At 44.9% G+C, this 20,135-nt stretch carries 17 protein-coding genes; 4 read left to right on the forward strand and 13 right to left on the reverse strand.

What is annotated here, in order from left to right:
- Positions 1-7 precede the first annotated feature (7 nt).
- Positions 8-1,606, forward strand: a complete 1,599-nt coding sequence (locus tag ICN44_RS05920) for a GMC family oxidoreductase (protein ID WP_216263110.1) — start codon at positions 8-10, stop codon at positions 1,604-1,606.
- A 19-nt stretch (positions 1,607-1,625) separates the two neighbouring features.
- Here the strand turns inward: ICN44_RS05920 and ICN44_RS05925 are convergent, their stop codons facing one another.
- Genes ICN44_RS05925 through ICN44_RS05965 form a run of 9 tightly spaced genes read right to left on the reverse strand, consistent with a single transcriptional unit; the run spans position 1,626 to position 12,782 of the window.
- Entirely contained in the window at positions 1,626-3,884 is a 2,259-nt protein-coding gene (locus tag ICN44_RS05925) for a molybdopterin cofactor-binding domain-containing protein (protein WP_216263111.1), read from the reverse strand.
- On the reverse strand, positions 3,881-4,333 hold the full coding sequence (locus ICN44_RS05930) for a (2Fe-2S)-binding protein (protein ID WP_216263112.1): 453 nt from the start codon (positions 4,331-4,333) through the stop codon (positions 3,881-3,883). Before ICN44_RS05930 ends, ICN44_RS05925 begins: the two co-directional genes overlap by 4 nt.
- 59 nt (positions 4,334-4,392) lie before the next feature.
- Complete coding sequence (locus tag ICN44_RS05935) at positions 4,393-5,157, reverse strand: enoyl-CoA hydratase (RefSeq protein ID WP_216263113.1); 765 nt, start codon at positions 5,155-5,157, stop codon at positions 4,393-4,395.
- Positions 5,158-5,162: 5 nt separating this feature from the next.
- Positions 5,163-6,143: a nitronate monooxygenase family protein gene (locus tag ICN44_RS05940; protein WP_216263114.1), complete on the reverse strand. Its 981-nt coding sequence runs from the start codon at positions 6,141-6,143 to the stop codon at positions 5,163-5,165.
- Positions 6,144-6,164: 21 nt separating this feature from the next.
- The gene (locus ICN44_RS05945; RefSeq protein ID WP_216263115.1) at positions 6,165-6,620 is read right to left on the reverse strand and encodes a DUF2147 domain-containing protein; all 456 of its coding nucleotides are present in this window, start codon (positions 6,618-6,620) and stop codon (positions 6,165-6,167) included.
- A gap of 30 nt (positions 6,621-6,650) precedes the next feature.
- On the reverse strand, positions 6,651-7,847 hold the full coding sequence (locus ICN44_RS05950; protein WP_216263116.1) for an acetyl-CoA C-acyltransferase: 1,197 nt from the start codon (positions 7,845-7,847) through the stop codon (positions 6,651-6,653).
- A gap of 17 nt (positions 7,848-7,864) precedes the next feature.
- Positions 7,865-10,306, reverse strand: coding sequence for a 3-hydroxyacyl-CoA dehydrogenase/enoyl-CoA hydratase family protein (locus tag ICN44_RS05955; protein ID WP_216263117.1), 2,442 nt, complete (start codon positions 10,304-10,306; stop codon positions 7,865-7,867).
- Positions 10,307-10,316: 10 nt separating this feature from the next.
- Positions 10,317-12,104, reverse strand: coding sequence for an acyl-CoA dehydrogenase C-terminal domain-containing protein (locus tag ICN44_RS05960; protein WP_216263118.1), 1,788 nt, complete (start codon positions 12,102-12,104; stop codon positions 10,317-10,319).
- 45 nt (positions 12,105-12,149) lie between these two features.
- Positions 12,150-12,782 (reverse strand): TetR/AcrR family transcriptional regulator, encoded by a 633-nt coding sequence (locus tag ICN44_RS05965; RefSeq protein WP_216263119.1) that lies wholly within the window; start codon positions 12,780-12,782, stop codon positions 12,150-12,152.
- A gap of 244 nt (positions 12,783-13,026) precedes the next feature.
- On the opposite strand from ICN44_RS05965, the gene ICN44_RS05970 reads away from it, so the two are divergent.
- From ICN44_RS05970 to ICN44_RS05980, 3 genes are all read left to right on the forward strand, one after another.
- Positions 13,027-13,773, forward strand: a complete 747-nt coding sequence (locus ICN44_RS05970) for an outer membrane protein (protein ID WP_216263120.1) — start codon at positions 13,027-13,029, stop codon at positions 13,771-13,773.
- Positions 13,774-13,912: 139 nt separating this feature from the next.
- Complete coding sequence (locus tag ICN44_RS05975; RefSeq protein WP_216263121.1) at positions 13,913-15,589, forward strand: long-chain-fatty-acid--CoA ligase; 1,677 nt, start codon at positions 13,913-13,915, stop codon at positions 15,587-15,589.
- A 79-nt stretch (positions 15,590-15,668) separates the two neighbouring features.
- On the forward strand, positions 15,669-16,406 hold the full coding sequence (locus ICN44_RS05980; protein ID WP_216263228.1) for a 1-acyl-sn-glycerol-3-phosphate acyltransferase: 738 nt from the start codon (positions 15,669-15,671) through the stop codon (positions 16,404-16,406).
- 33 nt (positions 16,407-16,439) lie between these two features.
- Here ICN44_RS05980 and ICN44_RS05985 read toward each other — a convergent pair whose 3' ends face one another.
- From ICN44_RS05985 to ICN44_RS06000, 4 genes are all read right to left on the reverse strand, one after another.
- Complete coding sequence (locus tag ICN44_RS05985) at positions 16,440-16,865, reverse strand: DUF4442 domain-containing protein (RefSeq protein ID WP_216263122.1); 426 nt, start codon at positions 16,863-16,865, stop codon at positions 16,440-16,442.
- 39 nt (positions 16,866-16,904) lie between these two features.
- On the reverse strand, positions 16,905-18,647 hold the full coding sequence (locus ICN44_RS05990; RefSeq protein ID WP_216263123.1) for an IlvD/Edd family dehydratase: 1,743 nt from the start codon (positions 18,645-18,647) through the stop codon (positions 16,905-16,907).
- Positions 18,648-18,711: 64 nt separating this feature from the next.
- Positions 18,712-19,575 carry a transporter gene (locus ICN44_RS05995; RefSeq protein WP_370624874.1) on the reverse strand — a complete coding sequence of 288 codons (864 nt, stop codon included), beginning with the start codon at positions 19,573-19,575 and terminating at the stop codon, positions 18,712-18,714.
- 18 nt (positions 19,576-19,593) lie between these two features.
- Complete coding sequence (locus ICN44_RS06000) at positions 19,594-20,121, reverse strand: hypothetical protein (RefSeq protein WP_216263125.1); 528 nt, start codon at positions 20,119-20,121, stop codon at positions 19,594-19,596.
- Positions 20,122-20,135: the final 14 nt, after the last annotated feature.

The raw sequence follows: 20,135 nt of genomic DNA on the forward strand, positions 1-20,135 counted from the left end.
AGACAGCATGACTTCACATAGCTATGACTATGTTGTGATTGGCGGAGGATCTGGTGGCTCAGTTGTGGCAGGGCGCTTAAGCGAAGATGCCAGCACCTCAGTGGTGCTACTAGAGGCGGGCGGCAAGGGCGATAGTTGGGTTGTGAAGACTCCGGCAGGCGCTGTTGCTATGCTGCCAACCCCATTAAACAACTACGCTTATGAGACCGTACCGCAATCGGGCTTAAATGGACGTCGTGGATATCAACCCAGAGGAAAGTGTCTTGGAGGCTCCTCAGCAATTAATGCAATGATTTATATCCGCGGCCATAAATCGGACTATGACCACTGGGCAGCATTAGGAAATGACGGTTGGTCATATCAAGATCTACTACCTTATTTCAAAAAAAGCGAAAATAACGCCGCTATAGCTGATGAGTTCCACGGAAATGATGGCCCTTTACATGTTTCCAATCTTCAATCCCATAATCCCTTTCAACAATTTTATTTAGAGGCCGCTAAAGAAGCTGGATTTAATATCAACCATGACTTTAATGGCGAGGAACAAGAGGGCCTGGGTATCTATCAAGTGACTCATAAAAATGGTGAGCGTTGGAGTGCTGCGCGCGGCTATATTCATCCATATATGGGCAAGCGCTCTAATTTAAATGTTCAAACTGGCGTTCAAGTCGAGCGCATATTATTCGAAGGTAAGCGTGCAGTTGGTGTGAGCTATAACCAAGGCGGCAAGCGGCATAGCATTCGCGCAAATAAAGAAGTGATCTTGTGTGCCGGCGCCTTTAACTCCCCTCAATTGTTAATGGTTTCTGGAGTGGGGCCTGAAAAAGAACTGCAAAAGTTTGGCATTCCGCTGGTCCATGATTTGCCAGGCGTTGGTCAAAATCTACAAGATCATCCCGACTTTATCTTTGGTTATTCTGCAGATAGTCTTGATCTAATTGGCATTTCACTTGGCGGCACAGTCAAACTTACGGGTGAGATTGTGAAGTATGTTCGCTCTCGCGAAGGCCTGTTGGCGACCAACTTTGCCGAAGGAGGTGGATTCTTGAAAACGGATCCGAGCTTAGAGGCTCCAGATGTGCAGTTGCATTTTGTGGTTAGTCTAGTAGACGATCATGCAAGAAAACTCCATATGGCTCATGGATACTCATGTCACGTATGCGTTCTTAGGCCAAAGAGCCGCGGTCAAGTAACATTAGCTAGCGCAAGTATGAATGAATCACCCTTAATTGATCCTGGCTTCCTAAAAGAAGATGAGGATCTAGAGACTTTAGTTAAAGGCTATAAATTAACTAAAAAATTAATGGATACCCCAACGTTTACTAAGATTCGTAAGAAAGATATTTTTACGCCTTATGTAAAAACAGATGATGATATTCGTCACGTTATCAGGCAAAGATCAGATACCGTGTATCACCCAGTGGGTACCTGCAAAATGGGTAATGACCCAATGGCAGTCGTCGACTCTCAATTAAAAGTTCATGGAATTGAGGGTCTAAGGGTGGTTGATGGATCGATCATGCCAACCCTTATTGGGGGCAATACCAATGCGCCCATCATCGCTATCGCTGAAAAAGCAGTCGATCTTATTCGGGCAGAAGCTTAAATAAGTTTCATTTTGAAAACTAGGCTAATAAAGGTAGCTTTCGGATGCGATTGCCAGTCAATGCAAATAAGGCATTACTTAATGCTGGTGCAACAGGAGGCACCCCTGGTTCACCCACGCCTGCTGGTGCCCTAGTGCTCGGCACGATCCAAGTCTCTACCTGGGGTGACTCTGACATGCTCAATATTGGATAGTTATTAAAATTTGTTTGCTGAACCACGCCATCTTTGATATCTATCTTGCCGTACAAAGCTGCTGTTAATCCAAAATTGACTGAGCTTTGTATTTGCTGGGCAACCGTATTGGGATTGATTACTGTGCCACAGTCAATTGCGCAAACTACCCTGTGGACCTGAGGTTTTCCATTCTGAATTGATGCTTCAACAACTTCCGCCACAATCGAGCCAAAGGATTCATGCAGTGCAATTCCTCTAGCGTGACCACTTGGAAGAGGGCCGCCCCAATTCGCTTTTTTGGCAGCCAGCTGTAAGACCGCTAAATAGCGCGGCGCATCTGTCAGCAAGGATTCTCTAAAGGCTAGTGGATCTTGTTTAGTAGCATACGCCAATTCATCCATGAAACTTTCTAGGAAGAAGGCATTTTGTGAATGACCAACGGAACGCCAATAACCAATTGGTACACCCATATGGGTTGGTATATGGGATATGTGTTGATTAGTAAAGGCATACGGAAAGTCAAATAGTCCTTCTGATGCTGTTTTATCTGGGGCATCAATTGGACCAGCCAAAGGAATGGAAACCCGCTCCATCCATCGGGGGGTAATGGCGTCACCAGCAGAGACAATGCGCAAGCTATCTACTTGACCTTTTTCATTGAGGGATGCTTTGAGCTGGGTAGCTTGCATTGGTCGATAAAAGTCGTTGGCCATATCTTGTTCTCGAGACCAAGTTAGCTGAACAGGTCTTCCATCTGTAGTCATGGCAACTTGCACAGCTTGGGAGACAAAATCAAGCTCTAGGCGTCGTCCAAATCCACCGCCCAATAGAGTCACATGAAGATTTACTTTCGCAACTGGAGCATTGGCGATTTTTGCAGCTAGTGCTCTCGCTAGTCCTGGAATTTGAGTTGGCACCCAAACATCCACTTGACCATCTTTAATTTGCACAGTGCAATTCATTGGCTCGAGAGTTGCATGTGCCAAATAGGGAGCAGAATAGCTGGCTTCGATAACTTTTCTGGCCTTCTTCTCGGCCTCTGTTGTATCACCTGTTTTATAGAAAGTAAATCCGTTATCCTTTTTTATATTTTCTTGGAGTGTCTTTAATATTTGATCGGTATTGATGGCGCCATCTTTTCTCTCGGCCCACTGAACTTTGACTTGTTTTGAGCCTTGCATGGCATCCCAAGTTGTTTTACCAACAACGGCAAAACCATTGGCTGATCCTGCATAGCTCTTGAGCGGAACAATCTTAAGTAACCCAGGTACATTCTGGTTTGTGTCTAGCTCCTTAATGCTGCCACCCATCATTGGAGCTTGAACTATAGTTGCATAAAGCATGTTTGGAAGTCTGATATCTATTCCAAATATTGCTGAACCATCCGTCTTTGATGGGATGTCTACGCGTTTCGTATCCCTGCCAATAACTTCCCATTCTTTGCGATCTTTTAACGCCACTTCATTTGGCGTGAGAGCTGCAGCCTCTTTAGCAAAGTCTCCAAAGTGAGCTGATTTGCCACCAGGACCAATAATTTTTCCATTTATTACCTGTAAATCTTTGGCGGGTACATTCCATTGCTTGGATGCAGCCATCAGTAGGCTGGCTTTTGCTGTAGCTGCAGCATAACGTAAATTGAGCCACGAATCCGCTACTGAAGTAGAGCCGCCAGTAGCATTGATACCTAATTCACGAGCAACTTTGCCAACAAGCCACTCACTACTTTTCATAATGAAAGGTTTTTCACCGTCATTGACGACGGGATGCAGCGGCAGGGCTCCCATAAAAAGTGCTACGTTGCCATAAATGCCGTCATAAGCAGCTTGGTGAAGATAAATGCTGGCCATTGGGGCGTTTAACTCTTCTGCTACAAGCATCATCAGGGCATTAAAAATACCTTGTCCCATTTCACTTTTATTCATAGCCAGACCCACGCTACCATCGGGAGCAATCTGAATCCAGCCATTCAGAGAAATAGCCCCATCTCCAGTCAAGAAATTATCAGGACTTCCAAGTCGTGATCTGGCTGGGAGGGCGCCCCATCCCACAATGAGCGCACCTGCAACACCAAGTGTGCTGAGGATCATCGTCCGGCGCTTCATGCTCGCTCCTTTGCTGCGGTATGTATGGCAGCCTTGACTCTTTGATACGTACCGCAACGGCAAATATTGGACATCGCTTCATCGATATCAGCATCGGTTGGCTTAGGTTTGCGTGTCAATAAATCTACAGCGGCTAATAGCATGCCACTTTGACAATAGCCACATTGTGGAACTTGTTCTTGAATCCAAGCAGCTTGAAGAGGGTGGGGCTTTTCTGGGGTGCCTAAATATTCAATAGTGGTAATTTTTGCGCCAGAGACACTTTCCACCGGGGTTACGCAGGAACGCGTAGCTCGACCATTAACGAGAACAGTACAAGCTCCGCAAGCGGCTATGCCGCAGCCATATTTCGTTCCAGTCATATTCAAAACATCGCGAATAACCCACAGTAGGGGCATGCTAGGATCTACCGTCAGCTCAACTGATTTATCATTAATGGTTAATTGCATATTTTCTCCCGAATTGATAGATCTAGGAATGCTACATTCTCAAAAACTAAAAACCATTACTAATCCAGCCCATCAAAATTAGGAGCGCGCTTTTCTAAAAAAGCGGTCAGAGCCTCTTTCGCTGCAGGACTATGAAGCCTATCAATGAAGAGTTTGCCCTCAATATCAATTTGATTGAGTACTGCAGTCTTCAGAGCGCCATCTTTCAATAGTGACTTAGTGCGTAAAACAGACCCGAAGGAGAGGGAGGTAAGTTTTTGAGCTTGCAGCTCTGCATAAGGCAAAGCGGATGGCTCTGTAATTACCTTGTTTGCAAATCCAATTTGCTTTGCATCGTCAGCGCTCATGGGTTCGCCAAAAAGCAATATTTCTGACGCTCTTTGATGACCAACGAGGCGTGGAAGTAATAAAGAGATGGCGCCTTCTGGAACCAATCCTAGCGAAACAAATGGAAAAATAAAGCGTGCATCCTTTTGAGCGTATACCAAATCACAATGAAACAGTAATGTCGCCCCTATACCAACGGCAACACCATCAACCGCAGCGATTAACGGCTTAGTTAATCCTGCCAGCACTTTCAATAGGTTAATGGGCGGGGCATCTTTATGAGTAACGGGGGATTGCATGAAATCAGCAATATCATTTCCGGCAGAAAAGGCATTGCCAGCCCCAGAAATCAGCATTACTTGCACTTCAGGACTTTTGTCGCCATCAGACAGTATCTGCGTAAGCTCGCGATACATCGCATTGGTGAACGCATTCTTTTTTTCAGGACGGTTCAGTAATATCTTCAGAATGCCGTCTACTAGCTGATGATTAATCATATGGGCTATGCAGTGCCTTTAAGCAGGCTGGCTTTAGTTTGATCGTATTCAGTTTTTAAACGAGCAACGAACTGCGCTGTCGGTGTAACCGCTTTCACGGCCCCAATACCTTGACCGCAACCCCAAATATCTTTCCACGCTTTCTGGGCTGCGCCACCAAAGTTCATCTTGCTTGGGTCACTTTCTGGAAGATTATCCGGATCCAAGCCAGCGTTACGGATGGAGGGCGCCAAATAATTACCGGATACACCAGTAAAAAGGTTGCTCAAGATAATGTCATCTGAGCTGCAATCAACCACTGCTTGCTTATAGTCCTCACTCGCACGCGCTTCTTCAGTGGCAATAAATGCAGAGCCAATGTACGCATAGTCAGCGCCTATGGCCTGAGCTGCCAAAACAGCACCGCCAGTAGCAATAGAGCCACTCAGTACTAATGGTCCTTTAAACCATTCCCGAATTTCCTGAATTAACGCAAAGGGGCTTTTAATACCGGCATGTCCACCAGCACCAGCTGCAACTGCAATTAAGCCATCAGCACCTTTTTCTATCGCCTTTTTAGCAAAAGCATTATTGATGATGTCATGCAATACGATTCCGCCATAGCTATGTGCGGCAGTATTAATTTCTTCGCGTGCACCAAGGGAGGTAATGATGATGGGTACTTTGTATTTGACGCATAGCGCCATATCATGCTCAAGACGATCGTTACTTTTATGCACAATTTGATTGATGGCAAAAGGTGCAGCAGGCTTCTTAGGATGTTCTTTGTTGTATGCATCCAATGCAGTGGTAATTTCAATCAACCATTCTTCAAGCTGTTCGGCTGGTCTGGCATTGAGGGCTGGCATAGAGCCAATCACGCCCGCTTTGCATTGGGCTATCACTAATTTAGGATTGCTGATAATAAAAAGTGGGGCCGCAATGACGGGTAAATTACCATCCGCCAAATGTTTGCGTAGCACTTCTGGAAGAGGTTGATGGCTCATATTTTTTAAGTGATCTGTAGATTACTGCTCAGCTTTGTACCAAACTTGGGTACGACCTAGTAATGGAACACCAATATAGCCACGGACATCCATTTTCTTGCCATCTTCAGTTGCAATTTTGACGCGATAGATTTCACCTTCTTCAGGATCCAGAATTTTTCCATCTATCCAAACACCAGGTTTGTCTCGTCTTAGATCGGTCATGATTTTCATCCCAAGGATAGGCTTATCTTTGCGATCATCTTTGCATAGCGTGCAATACACCAAAGGCTTTTCATTCGGCTTTGGAAAGGTTTTGATAATAGTGCCTTCCAGTTTGCCGTTTACTTCATCGATCTTGATTAAAGAAGAGGGCTCATTGGTTTTGTCATCAATCGTCTTCCAAACTCCAATAGCTGGGTCGGTAGCTTGAGCATTCACGTTGCATCCAATTAGACCAAGTATGCAGGCCGATAGGATAAATTGCTTCTTTAACATTCTGAAGTCTCCTGATTTAAATTAGGCTAATTAACAGCGCTCAAAAATTCCAGCAGCGCCCATGCCAGTACCAACGCACATCGTCACCATGGCGTGCTTAAGATTACGTCTCTGTAGGGCATGAATCGCTGTAGCAGCACGGATGGCGCCTGTTGCACCCAAAGGGTGTCCAAGGGCAATAGCGCTACCCAAAGGATTGACTTTGCTTTGATCCAAACCGAGATCGCGGATGACAGCTAAAGACTGAGCTGCAAACGCTTCGTTCAATTCGATCCAATCTAAATCCTGCAAATTGAGCCCTGCAAGTTTTAAGGCGGCTGGAATTGCTTCCTTAGGACCAATGCCCATGATTTCAGGTGGAACACCTTTTACGGCAAAGCTAACAAAGCGCGCCAAAGGGGTGAGGCCAAAGGTCTTGATTGCTTTTTCACTAGCCAAGATAAGTGCACCAACACCATCAGAGGTTTGTGAACTATTGCCAGCAGTAACGCTGCCCCTTGCGGCGAATGGAGACTTGAGTTTGGCCAAACCTTCAAGCGAGGTATCTATGCGTGGACCTTCATCTTTAGAAAATTCACGCCATTGCACATCTACTTCACCTTTACCCAGATCCATCGAGCGATGAGCTACCTTAACTGGGAAGATTTCAGAGTTAAATTCACCGGCAGCTTGTGCAGCCATAGCCTTTTGATGCGAATGGAATGCAAAAGCATCTTGATCCTCGCGACTGATCTTCCATTGCTGCGCAACTTTCTCAGCGGTTAAGCCCATGCCGTAAGCGATACCAATATTTTCATCGCCCATAAAGATTTCTAGCGACATTGATGGGGAATTGCCACCCATCGGTACCATGCTCATAGACTCAACGCCACCAGCAATCATCACATCCGCTTCACCAACCCGAATGCGGTCAGCTGCCATGGCAATAGCATTTAATCCGGAGGAGCAGAAGCGGTTTACGGTAATGCCACCTATAGTATTTGGCAGGCCGCCAAGGAGTAAACCTATGCGAGCCACATTCAAACCTTGTTGACCTTCTGGCATTGCGCACCCAATAATGGCATCTTCAATGGCTTTGGGATCCAGGGTAGGGACTTGCGTCAGAATATGTTGCAAGGCATTGCCAAGCAAATCATCTGGCCTAGTATTTTTTAATGCGCCTCGTCCAGATCTGCCAACGGCACTGCGAGTAGCTGCAACGATATATGCGTCTTGGATATTTTTCATAGTGATATCTCGGTAAATTAGTTTCTAACAGGCTTGCCAGTTTGGAGAATGCCCATAATTCGTTCCATCGATTTAGGGTGACCAATGAGCTCCACAAAAGCCTGACGCTCTAGTTTGAGCAGCCATTCTTCTGTTACCAGTGTTCCTGCATCGACATTACCACCGGTAATAATCTGGATGATTTTCTGAGCAATGTGAGCATCATGTTCAGAAATAAATCCACCATCACGCATATTGACTACCTGGCCCATCACGGTGGCAGCAACAGAACGGCCGCCTACGGGTATTAAGGTTGGGATAGGTGGCCTATATCCTGAGTAGCGCATTGCCTTGACCTGATTTTGTGCTTGAGCTAGTAACTCATAGACGTTAGCAACAATAATGTCACCCTTTTGCAGGTAAGCCATCTTCATTGCTTCTTGGGCCGATGAAGAAACTTTAGCCATCGCAGCATTTTCAAAAGACGCTTTGGTGAAATCTAAGTAATTGGTATTACCAGCAAGCGCGACTCCCTGTGCAGCCCGAATAGCCGCTTCTTTTAGTCCGCCACCAGCAGGCAATAGGCCAACACCAACTTCCACTAAGCCGATATAGCTCTCCATAGCGGCAACCCTGCGTGCAGATTGAAGAACCAGTTCGCAACCACCCCCTAAAGCAATGCCAGAGACTGCAGCAACTACAGGTACTTGGGAGTATTTGATTTTCATCATCGTGTCTTGAAACTCTTTGACGAACGGCTCAACTCCAGCAGGACCGCCTTTCATAACCATTGGCATCGCGGCTTCCAAGTTGGCGCCTGCAGAGAAAGGTCCGCCAGGTGTGCCGAGCTTTAATGAACTTGGCTGCCAGATCACCAATCCCGCATAATTTGCTTCTGCAATCTCAACTGCTTTTTGCAGACCACTTAAGACATCTGGACTGAAGGTATTCATCTTCGAGCGGAATGAGGCAATTAAAACCTCAGGTTGATTAGCATCTACCCAAGCTCGGAAGTCTGTGTTTTCAAAAATAGTAGTGCCCGCTATTTTAGGATCGGGAGATCCATCTCCTAATAGTGGCGCTCTAAATACTTGCTTTTGATACACCGGCAAAGCAGAGCGGGGGATGTATTTATTCTCAGACGCAGACCATGAACCTTCAGGCGTGTGGAAAGCTTGCTTATCAGCAACTGGGCCGCTAAAGATCCATGCGGGCAAAGGTTCTTTGCTTAGTGATTTGCCTGCATCAATATCTTCTTTAATCCAATTAGCCACTTGCGTTACGCCAGCCGCTTGCCAGTCTTCAAAGGGGCCTAAATTCCAGCCATAACCCCAACGCATTGCAAAATCAATCTCACGGGCCGATTGCGCAATCTCACCAAGATGAATGGCACAGTAGTGAAAGATATCCCGATAGATGGCCCACAAGAATTGCGCTTGGGGTTCATCAGTTTCCCTTAACAATTCTAGACGTTCAGCAATAGGTTTTTTTAGAATGCGTTCAATCAGCGGTTCAATTGTTGCAGTAGATGGTTTGTATTCACCGGTGGCAGCATCTAATACAAGAACATTCTTGCCATCCTTGCGATAAAAGCCTGCCTTGGTCTTCTGGCCCAGCGCACCTTTTGCAATGAGCTGACTTACAACCTCAGGCGTTTTAAATAGGGCGGAGAAAGAATCGCCTTGTAATGCATTTTCCATGGTTTTAATGACATGAGCCATGGTGTCTAAGCCAACGACATCGCTGGTTCTAAAGGTCGCTGACTTAGCACGTCCAAGTTTGCTACCGGTAATCGCATCAACTTCATCAAAGTCCAGACCAAACTTTTGTGCCTCTGCAAAAACAGCCAGGATCGAGAAAACACCTACACGGTTACCGATAAAGTTCGGCGTATCTTTAGCACGCACAACCCCTTTGCCCATCGTGGAAGTCATAAAGGTTTCTAGAGCATCTAATACGGCAGGATCGGTATCCGCTGCCGGGATGAGTTCTAGTAAATGCATATATCTAGGTGGATTGAAGAAGTGCACACCACAGAAGCGCTTCTTCAGATCTCCAGAAAAGCCTTTGGCAAGCTCGCCAATAGGAAGGCCTGAGGTATTGGTAGCAAACAGAGCATGCGCCGGAATATGTGGAGCCACTTTTTCATAAAGAGCATGCTTCCAATCTAAACGTTCAGCAATAGCCTCAATAATGAGGTCACAATTTGCCAAGAGGCCTAAGTCGTCCTCATAATTTGCAGGGGTGATTAGATTGGCTTCTGAAGATAAACCCAGTGGAGCGGGTTTTAGTTTCTTCAAATTCTCGATCGCTTTCATTGCAATCGCATTCTTGTTAACAGGTTTGCCATCATCCGATTTGCTTGGCAAGTCAAATAGAACCACTGGTAGACCGACATTAATGCACTGCGCAGCAATCTGGGCACCCATCACACCAGCACCTAGGATGGCTACTTTTTTAATAATCTTGTTATCACTCATGTTCAGTCTCTCAGAAAAAATCAGCAGGCATAGCCATTAACGATTTAGAGCCAGCACGTGCTTGACGGATCAGCATGGCTGTCTCAGGAAGGAGTTTGTCAAAGTAGAAGCGGGCAGTAGCTAGCTTCGCCTGATAGAAAGGATCATTACTCGATTTATTGGCCAAAGCAATCTTTGCCATGCGCGCAAAAAGATAGGAATAAATCAAATGGCCCACAACGCGCAAGTAAGGAACTGCAGCAGCGCCCACTTCTTCGTGATTCATCATGGCTTTCATACCAATTTCTTTGGTGAGCTTTTCAACCTTGACAGCGATATCAGAAAGCGGATCGATAAACTCCTGCATTTCCTTGCGAACACCTTCATCTTCGATGAACTGTTCGATGATCTTGCCAAACTTGGTGAGCTTCTTGCCCATATCTCCAAGAACTTTTCTACCCAAGAGATCAAGGGATTGAATGGTGTTGGTGCCCTCATAAATCATATTGATACGGGCATCACGCACATATTGCTCCATACCCCATTCGGCAATATAGCCATGACCACCAAATACCTGCATACCTTCATTCGTAGCAGTAAATGCGTTATCGGTTAAGAAGGCCTTAATAATTGGCGTAAGTAGGGCAACCATCTCGCCCGTTTCTTTGCGAACCTTTTCATCAGGATGATTGAGTTCTTTATCAATCATCAGAGCTACCCAGTAAGAAAAAGCCCTGCCTGCTTCTGCATAAGCTCTCTGAGTTAAGAGCATTCGCCGTACATCAGGATGAACAATGATTGGATCAGCCGCTTTCTCAGGAGCCTTAGCACCAGTCAAGCTGCGCATCTGTAAACGCTCTTTGGCATAAGCAGCAGAGTTTTGATACGCCACTTCGGTCAAGCCTAGACTTTGCATACCCACACCCAAACGCGCTGCATTCATCATCACGAACATCGCGTTAAGACCCTTATGGGGTTCGCCAACCAATGTACCGATAGCACCATCAAAGTTCATAACGCAAGTGGCATTCCCATGTATGCCCATCTTATGCTCTAGAGAGCCACAAGACACTGCATTGGCTTTACCAATTGAACCATCAGCCCCAACTTGAAATTTCGGAACCGCAAATAAAGAGATGCCTTTGCTTCCAATTGGAGAATCAGGAAGACGTGCCAAAACAAGATGAACAATATTCTCGGCTAAATCATGATCACCGCTAGAGATAAAAATCTTTGTTCCAGTAATAGAGTAAGTGCCATGGGCTTGAGGCTCAGCTTTAGTCTTTAGCAAGCCAAGGTCAGTACCGCAATGTGGCTCAGTTAAGCACATGGTTCCAGTCCATTGCCCGGACACCAATTTTTCCAAGTAAGTTTTCTTCTGCTCCTCAGTCCCGTGTGCATGCAAGCACTCGTAGGCACCATGTGATAAACCTGGATACATCGTCCAAGATTGATTGGCAGAATTTAAAGTCTCATACAAAACCGTATTGAGTAATTGCGGCAATCCTTGGCCACCGTATGCGGGGTCGCATGATAAAGCGGGCCATCCACCGGCAACATACTGCTCATAAGCCTGCTTAAAGCCAGCAGGAGTTGACACCGATCCATCCTCATGCCGCGTACAACCTTGTTGATCACCAATTTGATTCAATGGGAAGGCGATCTCACTGGCAAATTTGCCGGCCTCTTCGATGATCTGATTCATGGTGTCTTTATCTACATCCTGATATGGAGGCAGAGCAGCAAACTCTTTGCTAGCATCAAGCATTTCATGAATAACGAATTGAATATCGCGGAGGGGTGGGTTGTATTGAGGCATATTCTTTATCTTCTGTGATGGGATTTAAGAGTTGCTTATTAGGAATTATTTAGTTACTTGATTTGCTGCAAAAATTTCTTTAATTAGCTTATTTGCAATTGCTAGACATTTTGGATTTTCTAGAAAACGAGAATCATGGTGAACACCTAGCGCAATGCTGTAAAGCCTAAAGAGTAGAGCTTGGGCATCCACTGATTTTTTTAGATGTCCCTCAGAAATTGCTTCTTTAATGGCTCTTAGCAAAGCGGAGCGCCATACTTCAACGCTACGAAGTAGCTCATCTCGAACAATACCGGGACAGTCATCAAATTCAGCGGCTCCAGAAATAAAGAAACAGCTAGAGGTATCACCACCGCTGCTCATTTTGAGCCAAGAGCTAATCATTTGATTAAGCCTGGGCAGGCCCTTTGGTTTTAATAGGGCGGGTGCGAATACCACTTCTTGAAATTTTTGATGGTATGCACGAATAACCTCAACTTGCAGCTCTTCTCGGGAGCCAAAGTGTGCAAAAACTCCACTTTTACTCATCTTCACAGAGTCAGCTAGATTCCCAATGGTCAGTCCTTCTAAGCCCGATTTGCTTGAAATCTCTAAGGCTGCATTCAGGATCAAAATCTTGGTTGCTGACCCTTTGGTTGGCTCGTCTGTAGCCTTTAAATTAACCCTTACTTGATTCATGGGATGTATTTTACCTTGCAATGTTGTAAAAATAATACGATCGTTCGTTTATATTACATCAATACCAAAATCTTTAAACTAGTTTCTAGGCCCTTTAAACATAGCTTCCCATCTGTAAGGTCAACCCAATTGATGCACTGCAAAATAAATAAAGGGAAAACCCGAGATACAAATTCAGAAAAAGATATTTAAGATTCTCTGAGTTGTTACAGATTTATTACAAAATAAACACAGGAAGACATAAATGAAAACAGTAAAAATTAGCGCCTTAGTTATAGCAATGGCTGGAGTATTTGCAACTAGTGCACAAGCACAGTCGGCGAAAAAGAATGCGTGGGAAGGTGCTTATGGTCAATTGGGTGTTGGGTTCGGAATTTTTACACCATCACTAAGTAATGGAACCCCTAAATATCCTGCGCCATATTCTAGCGTGCCTGCAACCATGTCGACTTCAAACATTAACAATGTTAATACGGGAATAGTTAATTTAGCCGCTGGTTATAATTTTGGAATTAATGAGTCTTATGTTTTGGGAGTAGGAGCAACTTACTATCCTGGCGCAAGTTCCTCGGCTACTGGCAACTTGACTGTGGGCACCTCGGTATCTCCTTACTCTTTATCCCCAGCACTTAATAAAACTGAAACGGCAACCTACAACGTCAAGAATCTTTATAGTATTGTCCTCACACCCGGTTACGTGATTGATAAAGATAGGCTTGCATATGCAAAGGTTGGCTATACAGGAGCTACGATTGGTATATCTACCGCTAGCATTGCATATAACACTACCAATTTAACTGGATATACCTTAGGTTTGGGTTACAAGCAGATGGTTAGCTCGTCCATTTATGCTTTCGGTGAAGTTAATTATGCTGCTTATGGAAACAAGACAGTTTCAACCATTACATCTTCATCTGGGGCAACCTACAGTGGTATTGGGGTTAAGGGAACTGGACTTGATTTCTTGGTCGGCGTTGGATACCGCTTCTAATCGTTGCAATTTGTTAAGTCAAAGCCCTCTCATAGCAGAGGGCTTTTTCTTTAGATTTATTGTTCCTGTGATTAGAATGAGTCATACAGATTTAATAATCTGACTATAAGTAAAACTAGATCGAGACTGGAAGTAACTCATGGTTAATCCCTCAAAACCTTGGTTAAAACACTATCCTGAGGGCGTTCCTCATGATGTAGATATCTCTGGCTATAACTCTTTGCTAGATATGTTCGAGGAAGCTTTTGAACGTTATCCAAATAGACGTGCCTGTGAGTATCTCGATAAGTTCTTAACGTATCGAGAGCTAGATCAGCACTCCAAGCACTTTGCCTCTTACTTGCAAAACCTGGGTTTAGAACCTGGTGCTCGTGTGGCGATCATGTTGCCTAACGTATTGCAGTTTCAGATTGCGATGATCGGTATTCTTCGTGCTGGGTACGTAGTGGTCAACGTTAATCCACTTTATACCGCTCGTGAGTTGGAGCACCAGTTAAAAGATAGCGGCGCTTCAGCTTTAGTGATTTTAGAAAACTTTGCCCATGTTTATCAGCACATAGCTGCTAACGTACCATTGAAAAAAACCATCGTTACCTCGCTTGGTGAAATGATTGGGCTAAAAGGCGCTGTAGTTAACTTTGTTGTGCGGAATATTAAAAAGCTAGTACCCGCATGGGATTTGCCTGGACACACTACTTTCTTAGCGGCTCTAGGTGAGGGCAGTCGTCATCATTGGAATAAACCCAATACCTCATTAAGTGATGTTGCCTTCTTACAGTACACAGGTGGTACCACGGGCCTATCTAAAGGCGCCATTCTTTTGCACAGCAATATTCTTTCTAACGTTATTCAGACGGAGTTATGGCTTGAGCCAGGATTGAAGCGTAAAAAAGTAGATCAATTAGTTTTCTTGTGTGCGCTACCCATGTACCACATCTTCGCTTTAACGGCCTGCTCAGTCTTGGGAATGCGCAAAGGCGGCCTGTTGGTTTTGGTTCCTAACCCTCGAGATTTTGATGGGTTCATAAAGCTATTGAAAAAGCATCCAAATATTAATATTTTCCCTGGTGTCAATACACTCTTTAATGCGCTGATGCATAAACCTGAATTTGCTACTGTAAAGTTCCCCAATATTTTGGCAACTATTGGCGGTGGTATGGCAATGCAAAAAGTGGTGGCTGATCATTGGCAAGAGATGACCGGCGCTCCTATTGCCGAAGGCTACGGCCTCTCAGAAACCTCACCGGTTGCTTGCGTTAATTCAGCCTTGATCGAAAGTTTTACTGGTTTTATTGGTTATCCAGTACCAAGTACAGAAGTGCTTATTTTGGGTGACGATGGTATTGAGGTGCCATTTGGTACTCCTGGTGAGATTTGCATCCGGGGGCCACAGGTAATGGCTGGTTACTGGAATAAGCCTGAAGAAACTAAGAACGTCATGACATCCGATGGCTTCTTCAAATCAGGCGATATTGGCATTATGAATGCAGATGGTCTAACTAAAATTGTCGATCGCAAAAAAGATATGGTTCTGGTTTCTGGATTTAACGTCTATCCAAATGAGGTAGAGGAAGTCCTATCATTAATTCCTGGTGTCTTGGAGTGCGCTGTCATTGGTGTGCCTGATGAAGACTCTGGTGAGGCTGTCAAAGCTTTCGTTGTAAAGCAAGATCAGTCCCTAACAGAAGAAGCTATCTTGGCATTCTGCAAAGAAAACCTTACCAACTATAAGCGCCCAAAGCACATTGTTTTCCGTGCTGATTTGCCAAAAACCAATGTTGGAAAAATCCTAAGACGTGAATTAAGGGATTTATGAGTATTACCAAGGGTCATCACCCAAGGCCAATCATTTAAAATACTTTTTTAGCGCTTTATTAGTAAAAAATACTATCGTGATGCTTTGGCTGCGTTCCTTTCTATTCTATTTATTTGGCTTCACAACTGTCACCATTGTTGCAAGCGCAATTATTCTGGCCATTCCCTTTACAAGTCGAAGCACGCGTTATCAGATGGGCGTATTTTGGTGTCGTTTAACCCAGAAAGCACTCTTATTTTTTTGTGGAATTAACATAAAGATAAAGGGCTTTGAGAATATCCCTCGAGAACCTAATAAATCATTGATCATTTTAGGTAAGCATCAATCGGCATGGGAGACCTTTATCTACCCAGCATTTTTCCCAAGACAACTTTGCTTTGTATTCAAAAGAGAATTATTGTTTGTGCCATTTTTTGGCTGGGCTTTAGCCTCTTTAAAAATGATTCACATTAATCGTGGTGATCGTGAGAAGGCTCGTGAAGCAGTCAATGAGCAGGGCAAAGTAGTTTTATCTGATGGAAATTGGATTGCGATTTATCCAGAGGGTACTCGAACCCCACGTGGGTCATATAAGCCTTATAGAAAAGGCGGCGTACGCCTTGCTATTAGTACGCAAACAGACATTCTTCCGGTGGCGCAGAACTCTGGTGCCATATGGCCTAGAAATACTTTCTTAAAGCGTCCTGGGGTCATTACACTTTCTATTGGACCAGTGATCTCAGTAGCGGGAAAAACGGAAGATCAGTTACAGTTGGAAGTAGAGACTTGGATTGAAGGCGAGATGCGGAGAATTGATGCGCCTGCTTATACAAATTAATGAAGCGATGAATAGAAAGGCTAGCAATGTACGTTAGCTTTTCTTCATCTTCTTGCGGATATACAAAGTCTTTGTGATGCGCGCCACCACATCATCCTCTTGATCTTTTACGTCGACTATAAAGTCCCTTAAGACCTTATCTCCAGGCTCTGCGGCAGTAACAATTTCATCTAATTGGTCTTGAGTAATTTCAAAACTAGCATGAACTTTTCCTTTGCCAGGCTTAAGGAATTCAATTTTGGCCGCCTGGTCCCAGATAATGTATCCCTTACCTAGGTTTTGGGAGACCATCATCATAAAGAATGGATCGGTCATCGCAAAGAGACTGCCGCCAAAATGAACCCCCACAATATTACGATTCAATAGACCATGCCTAAGGCGTACTCTGGCATGACGAAAGTCTTTGGCAATATGCTCAACCGTAATGCCAGCACCCAGAAATGGGGGCCATAGATTCATGCCCCTACGCAAGAGATTGGCGTTAATCACTGAAAACTTTTATTTAGATGAAGGGGTTTTGCCAATCATTTTGACTGCTCTCAAGAAATCAAAGTCCACACCTTGGTCTGCTTGGGTAACGGTATCCAAAAAGAGTTTCTTGTAACCACGTTCAGCAGTCGGCGAAGTAATGGGATTATCTTTCATGCGCTGAGTCAGTTCTTCATCCGAAATGAGTAGGCTTATTTCACGATTCTTTACGCTTAAACGAATACGGTCACCATTACGCACTTGAGCTAATGGACCACCAATAGCAGATTCAGGAGTAACGTGGAGCACAATCGTACCAAAGGCAGTGCCGCTCATACGTCCATCGGAGATGCGCACAATGTCTTTGACGCCGGCTCGTGCCAATTTCATGGGAATAGGAATGTAGCCAGCCTCTGGCATACCAGGAGCCCCTTTGGGACCAATATTTTTGAGTACCAATATATCATCGGCAGTGACATCTAGGTCTTGACTATCAATACGATTAGCTAAGTCCGCAGCATCTTCAAATACTACTGCACGACCTTCGTGCTCCATGAGTTCTTCGTTGGCAGCAGATTGCTTGATGATGGCACCACCAGGCGCTAAATTACCATGCAACACAGCAATGCTGCCACGCGGATATATTGGCTTATCAAATGGACGTACAACATCTTGCTTGAAGCTTGGTGGTGCAGCATCAATTTCTTCGCCAAGAGTTCTGCCAGAAACAGTCATCGCATTAAGTTTTAATAGTGGCTTAAGTTCACGAAGCAAGGTGGTCATACCGCCAGCATCATGGAAGTTTTCCATATAGTGATCACCAGATGGTTTTAAGTCCACCAAAACTGGAGTTTCATCACCCATCTTATCGAGGGCATCCAAATCAATTTCTAGACCCATGCGTCCAGCAATAGCAGCCAAGTGAACAATGCCATTAGTTGATCCGCCAATAGCTAACAAAACACGCATCGCATTTTCAAAGGCGTCTGCAGTAAGTACCTTGTCAATCGTTAAACCTTCTTTAGCCATCTTCACGGCACAAGTACCGGTTTCTTCAGCTACGCGGATACGGTCTGCAGTCACTGCTGGAGGAGTTGCGCCACCTGGAACAGTCATACCTAGCGCTTCAGAGATACAAGCCATCGTGCTTGCTGTTCCCATCACTGAGCAGGTGCCAACGCTGGCTACCAGTTGATCATTGACTTCATCTTTTTCAACTTCATCAATTTCACCAGCACGGAATTTACCCCAGTAACGACGGCAGTCAGTGCAAGCGCCTACACGTTCGCTGCGATGGGATCCGGTGAGCATTGAGCCGGTAATCAGTTGAATGGCGGGTAAGCCTGCAGAAGCGGCACCCATCATTTGTGCAGGAACAGTTTTATCGCAACCACCAATCATGACGACTGCATCCATTGGTTGTGCGCGTAACATTTCTTCGGTGTCCATGGACATCAAGTTGCGCAAATACATGCTAGTAGGCGCAGCAAAACTCTCATGTATCGAAATTGTCGGAAATTCCATTGGCAGACCACCGGCCAACATCACACCGCGTTTTACCGCTTCCAGAAGCTGAGGCATATTGCCATGGCAGGGGTTGTAAGCGCTACCGGTATTGATAATGCCGATGACAGGGCGATCTAATGCGCTATTGGTATACCCGGCACCTTTGATGAAGGCCTTACGTAAAAATAAAGAGAAGCCTTTATCCCCATAGCTAGTCAAGCCTTTGCGTAAACCGCTCTCTGCTGGATCTTTTGGTTTATTACTCATGATTGTCTCGTATCTCTTTTTAATGTTCTTTGGCTTTATTGTAGCGATGGAATAGCCTATTTACCTACAGTCCGCCTCCCCAGCGGTACTGCCAGGAAATCCCCAGTGCGGTGTAGTCAGTATTGGTGTTGGAGTAGACGCCTTTGCTACCGGTTAGGCGAATTGAATTGTGCTTATTAATTGGGTAAGAAAAGGTGCTGCCAAAACGCCAATTTTCTTGTGAGCCACTAATTGCAGTCCCGTTGACATATTTCTGACCACCCATGAAGTAGGTGGCATCGGCAGAGATATAGGCCGTATTCTGAAAGTAATAGATCGCATGGGCTTCCGAGGAGTAGATGGGATTTTGGGAGAGCGTATTGCTTCCCAGAAAACTGGTATTGCTGGTGTAGATTGTGGCCATGCCTGCTAGTTCCAAACGCCATGGTCCGACTGCTTGAGATGCTCCGATGGCTGGCTGAATAAGAGAGCGATTGGCGCCCACGTTGATCATTTGCTCGCTGTTGTACTTGCCCCATGGGATGGATGCAGCAAGACTGGTGCCAATAATGAGATCTTGTTTGTAGTTATTAAATTCTTCTAGCGAGAGTGCTGGCGCACCATAAAGATTGGCGGAGATCTTTACAACCGGATCGGATAAGCCTTCGGCAGATGCATTGACATTTTGAGGGCCAAGACTACCAGTACCAGAAAGCTGGGCATACGGTAGTAGCAGGCTAATTCGACCAGACTGTCCGAAGACATTAATAATGCGGGTCAGACTTGCTGCTTCAGTAGTGAGGGTGTATGAACCACTCTTGGCCTGGGCTATTCCACCCGAAACAAAGTTAATGCCAGTAGGCGCATTCGAATACGCGCGAGCTTCAATCTCTTGAGCGGACGCTTGTTGGCAAATAAATCCCAACAAGCAGAGCCAAAAAATTCTCACGCAATACAAGTAAGACAATTATTTTTTGGGGCCAAATAGGACGGCAAGTGTTTCAGTATTTCCAACAACCTTATTGAACCCTACAAAAATTAAGTAAGGCCAAACAATTAACCAATACACAATCGACATCGCCAATACCCTTAATGGATCACCGCTTCCAAAAGCGGCCATGGAGGTAATAAATTCTTTTCCATGTATTAGGCCATCGATTCCGGCTTCAATATAGTTCAGGGCAATAATGACAATAATGTATACGATAGACTCAATAAATAGAGGTCCAACAATTCCATGTGCTTTATCGACCTTGATTGGATAGGCAGCCTGAGCAATCAGCATAAATTTTGCCGATAAGCCTGCCTTAATTAATGCAAAGCCAAAGAGAGCTAGGGGAATAGGGCGCTCTTCTAAAGCAGTTGTAGCCATAAACGTAATCGCGCAAAACCAAATACCGAAATAAAGCGACAGAGCAAGCGCTTTCTTCATTTCATCTTCCAGCTTTAATTTCAAGCTGGGTTTGTTTGGGGGGTTCTTGGCGCCGTTAGTCATGAAAATCTTTAATA

This window comes from Polynucleobacter sp. JS-Fieb-80-E5 (assembly GCF_018882015.1).
Taxonomy (GTDB): Bacteria; Pseudomonadota; Gammaproteobacteria; order Burkholderiales; family Burkholderiaceae; genus Polynucleobacter.

Coding starts and splice junctions, on each gene's coding strand:
- ICN44_RS05975 (WP_216263121.1), top strand. CDS start 13,913: ATGGTTAATCCCTCAAAACCTTGGTTAAAACACTATCCTGAGGGCGTT.
- ICN44_RS05925 (WP_216263111.1), bottom strand. CDS start 3,884: ATGAAGCGCCGGACGATGATCCTCAGCACACTTGGTGTTGCAGGTGCG.
- ICN44_RS05985 (WP_216263122.1), bottom strand. CDS start 16,865: ATGAATCTATGGCCCCCATTTCTGGGTGCTGGCATTACGGTTGAGCAT.
- ICN44_RS05930 (WP_216263112.1), bottom strand. CDS start 4,333: ATGCAATTAACCATTAATGATAAATCAGTTGAGCTGACGGTAGATCCT.
- ICN44_RS05945 (WP_216263115.1), bottom strand. CDS start 6,620: ATGTTAAAGAAGCAATTTATCCTATCGGCCTGCATACTTGGTCTAATT.
- ICN44_RS05955 (WP_216263117.1), bottom strand. CDS start 10,306: ATGAGTGATAACAAGATTATTAAAAAAGTAGCCATCCTAGGTGCTGGT.
- ICN44_RS05920 (WP_216263110.1), top strand. CDS start 8: ATGACTTCACATAGCTATGACTATGTTGTGATTGGCGGAGGATCTGGT.
- ICN44_RS05990 (WP_216263123.1), bottom strand. CDS start 18,647: ATGAGTAATAAACCAAAAGATCCAGCAGAGAGCGGTTTACGCAAAGGC.
- ICN44_RS05960 (WP_216263118.1), bottom strand. CDS start 12,104: ATGCCTCAATACAACCCACCCCTCCGCGATATTCAATTCGTTATTCAT.
- ICN44_RS05940 (WP_216263114.1), bottom strand. CDS start 6,143: ATGAGCCATCAACCTCTTCCAGAAGTGCTACGCAAACATTTGGCGGAT.
- ICN44_RS05980 (WP_216263228.1), top strand. CDS start 15,669: ATGCTTTGGCTGCGTTCCTTTCTATTCTATTTATTTGGCTTCACAACT.
- ICN44_RS05950 (WP_216263116.1), bottom strand. CDS start 7,847: ATGAAAAATATCCAAGACGCATATATCGTTGCAGCTACTCGCAGTGCC.
- ICN44_RS05935 (WP_216263113.1), bottom strand. CDS start 5,157: ATGATTAATCATCAGCTAGTAGACGGCATTCTGAAGATATTACTGAAC.
- ICN44_RS05970 (WP_216263120.1), top strand. CDS start 13,027: ATGAAAACAGTAAAAATTAGCGCCTTAGTTATAGCAATGGCTGGAGTA.
- ICN44_RS05965 (WP_216263119.1), bottom strand. CDS start 12,782: ATGAATCAAGTAAGGGTTAATTTAAAGGCTACAGACGAGCCAACCAAA.
- ICN44_RS06000 (WP_216263125.1), bottom strand. CDS start 20,121: ATGACTAACGGCGCCAAGAACCCCCCAAACAAACCCAGCTTGAAATTA.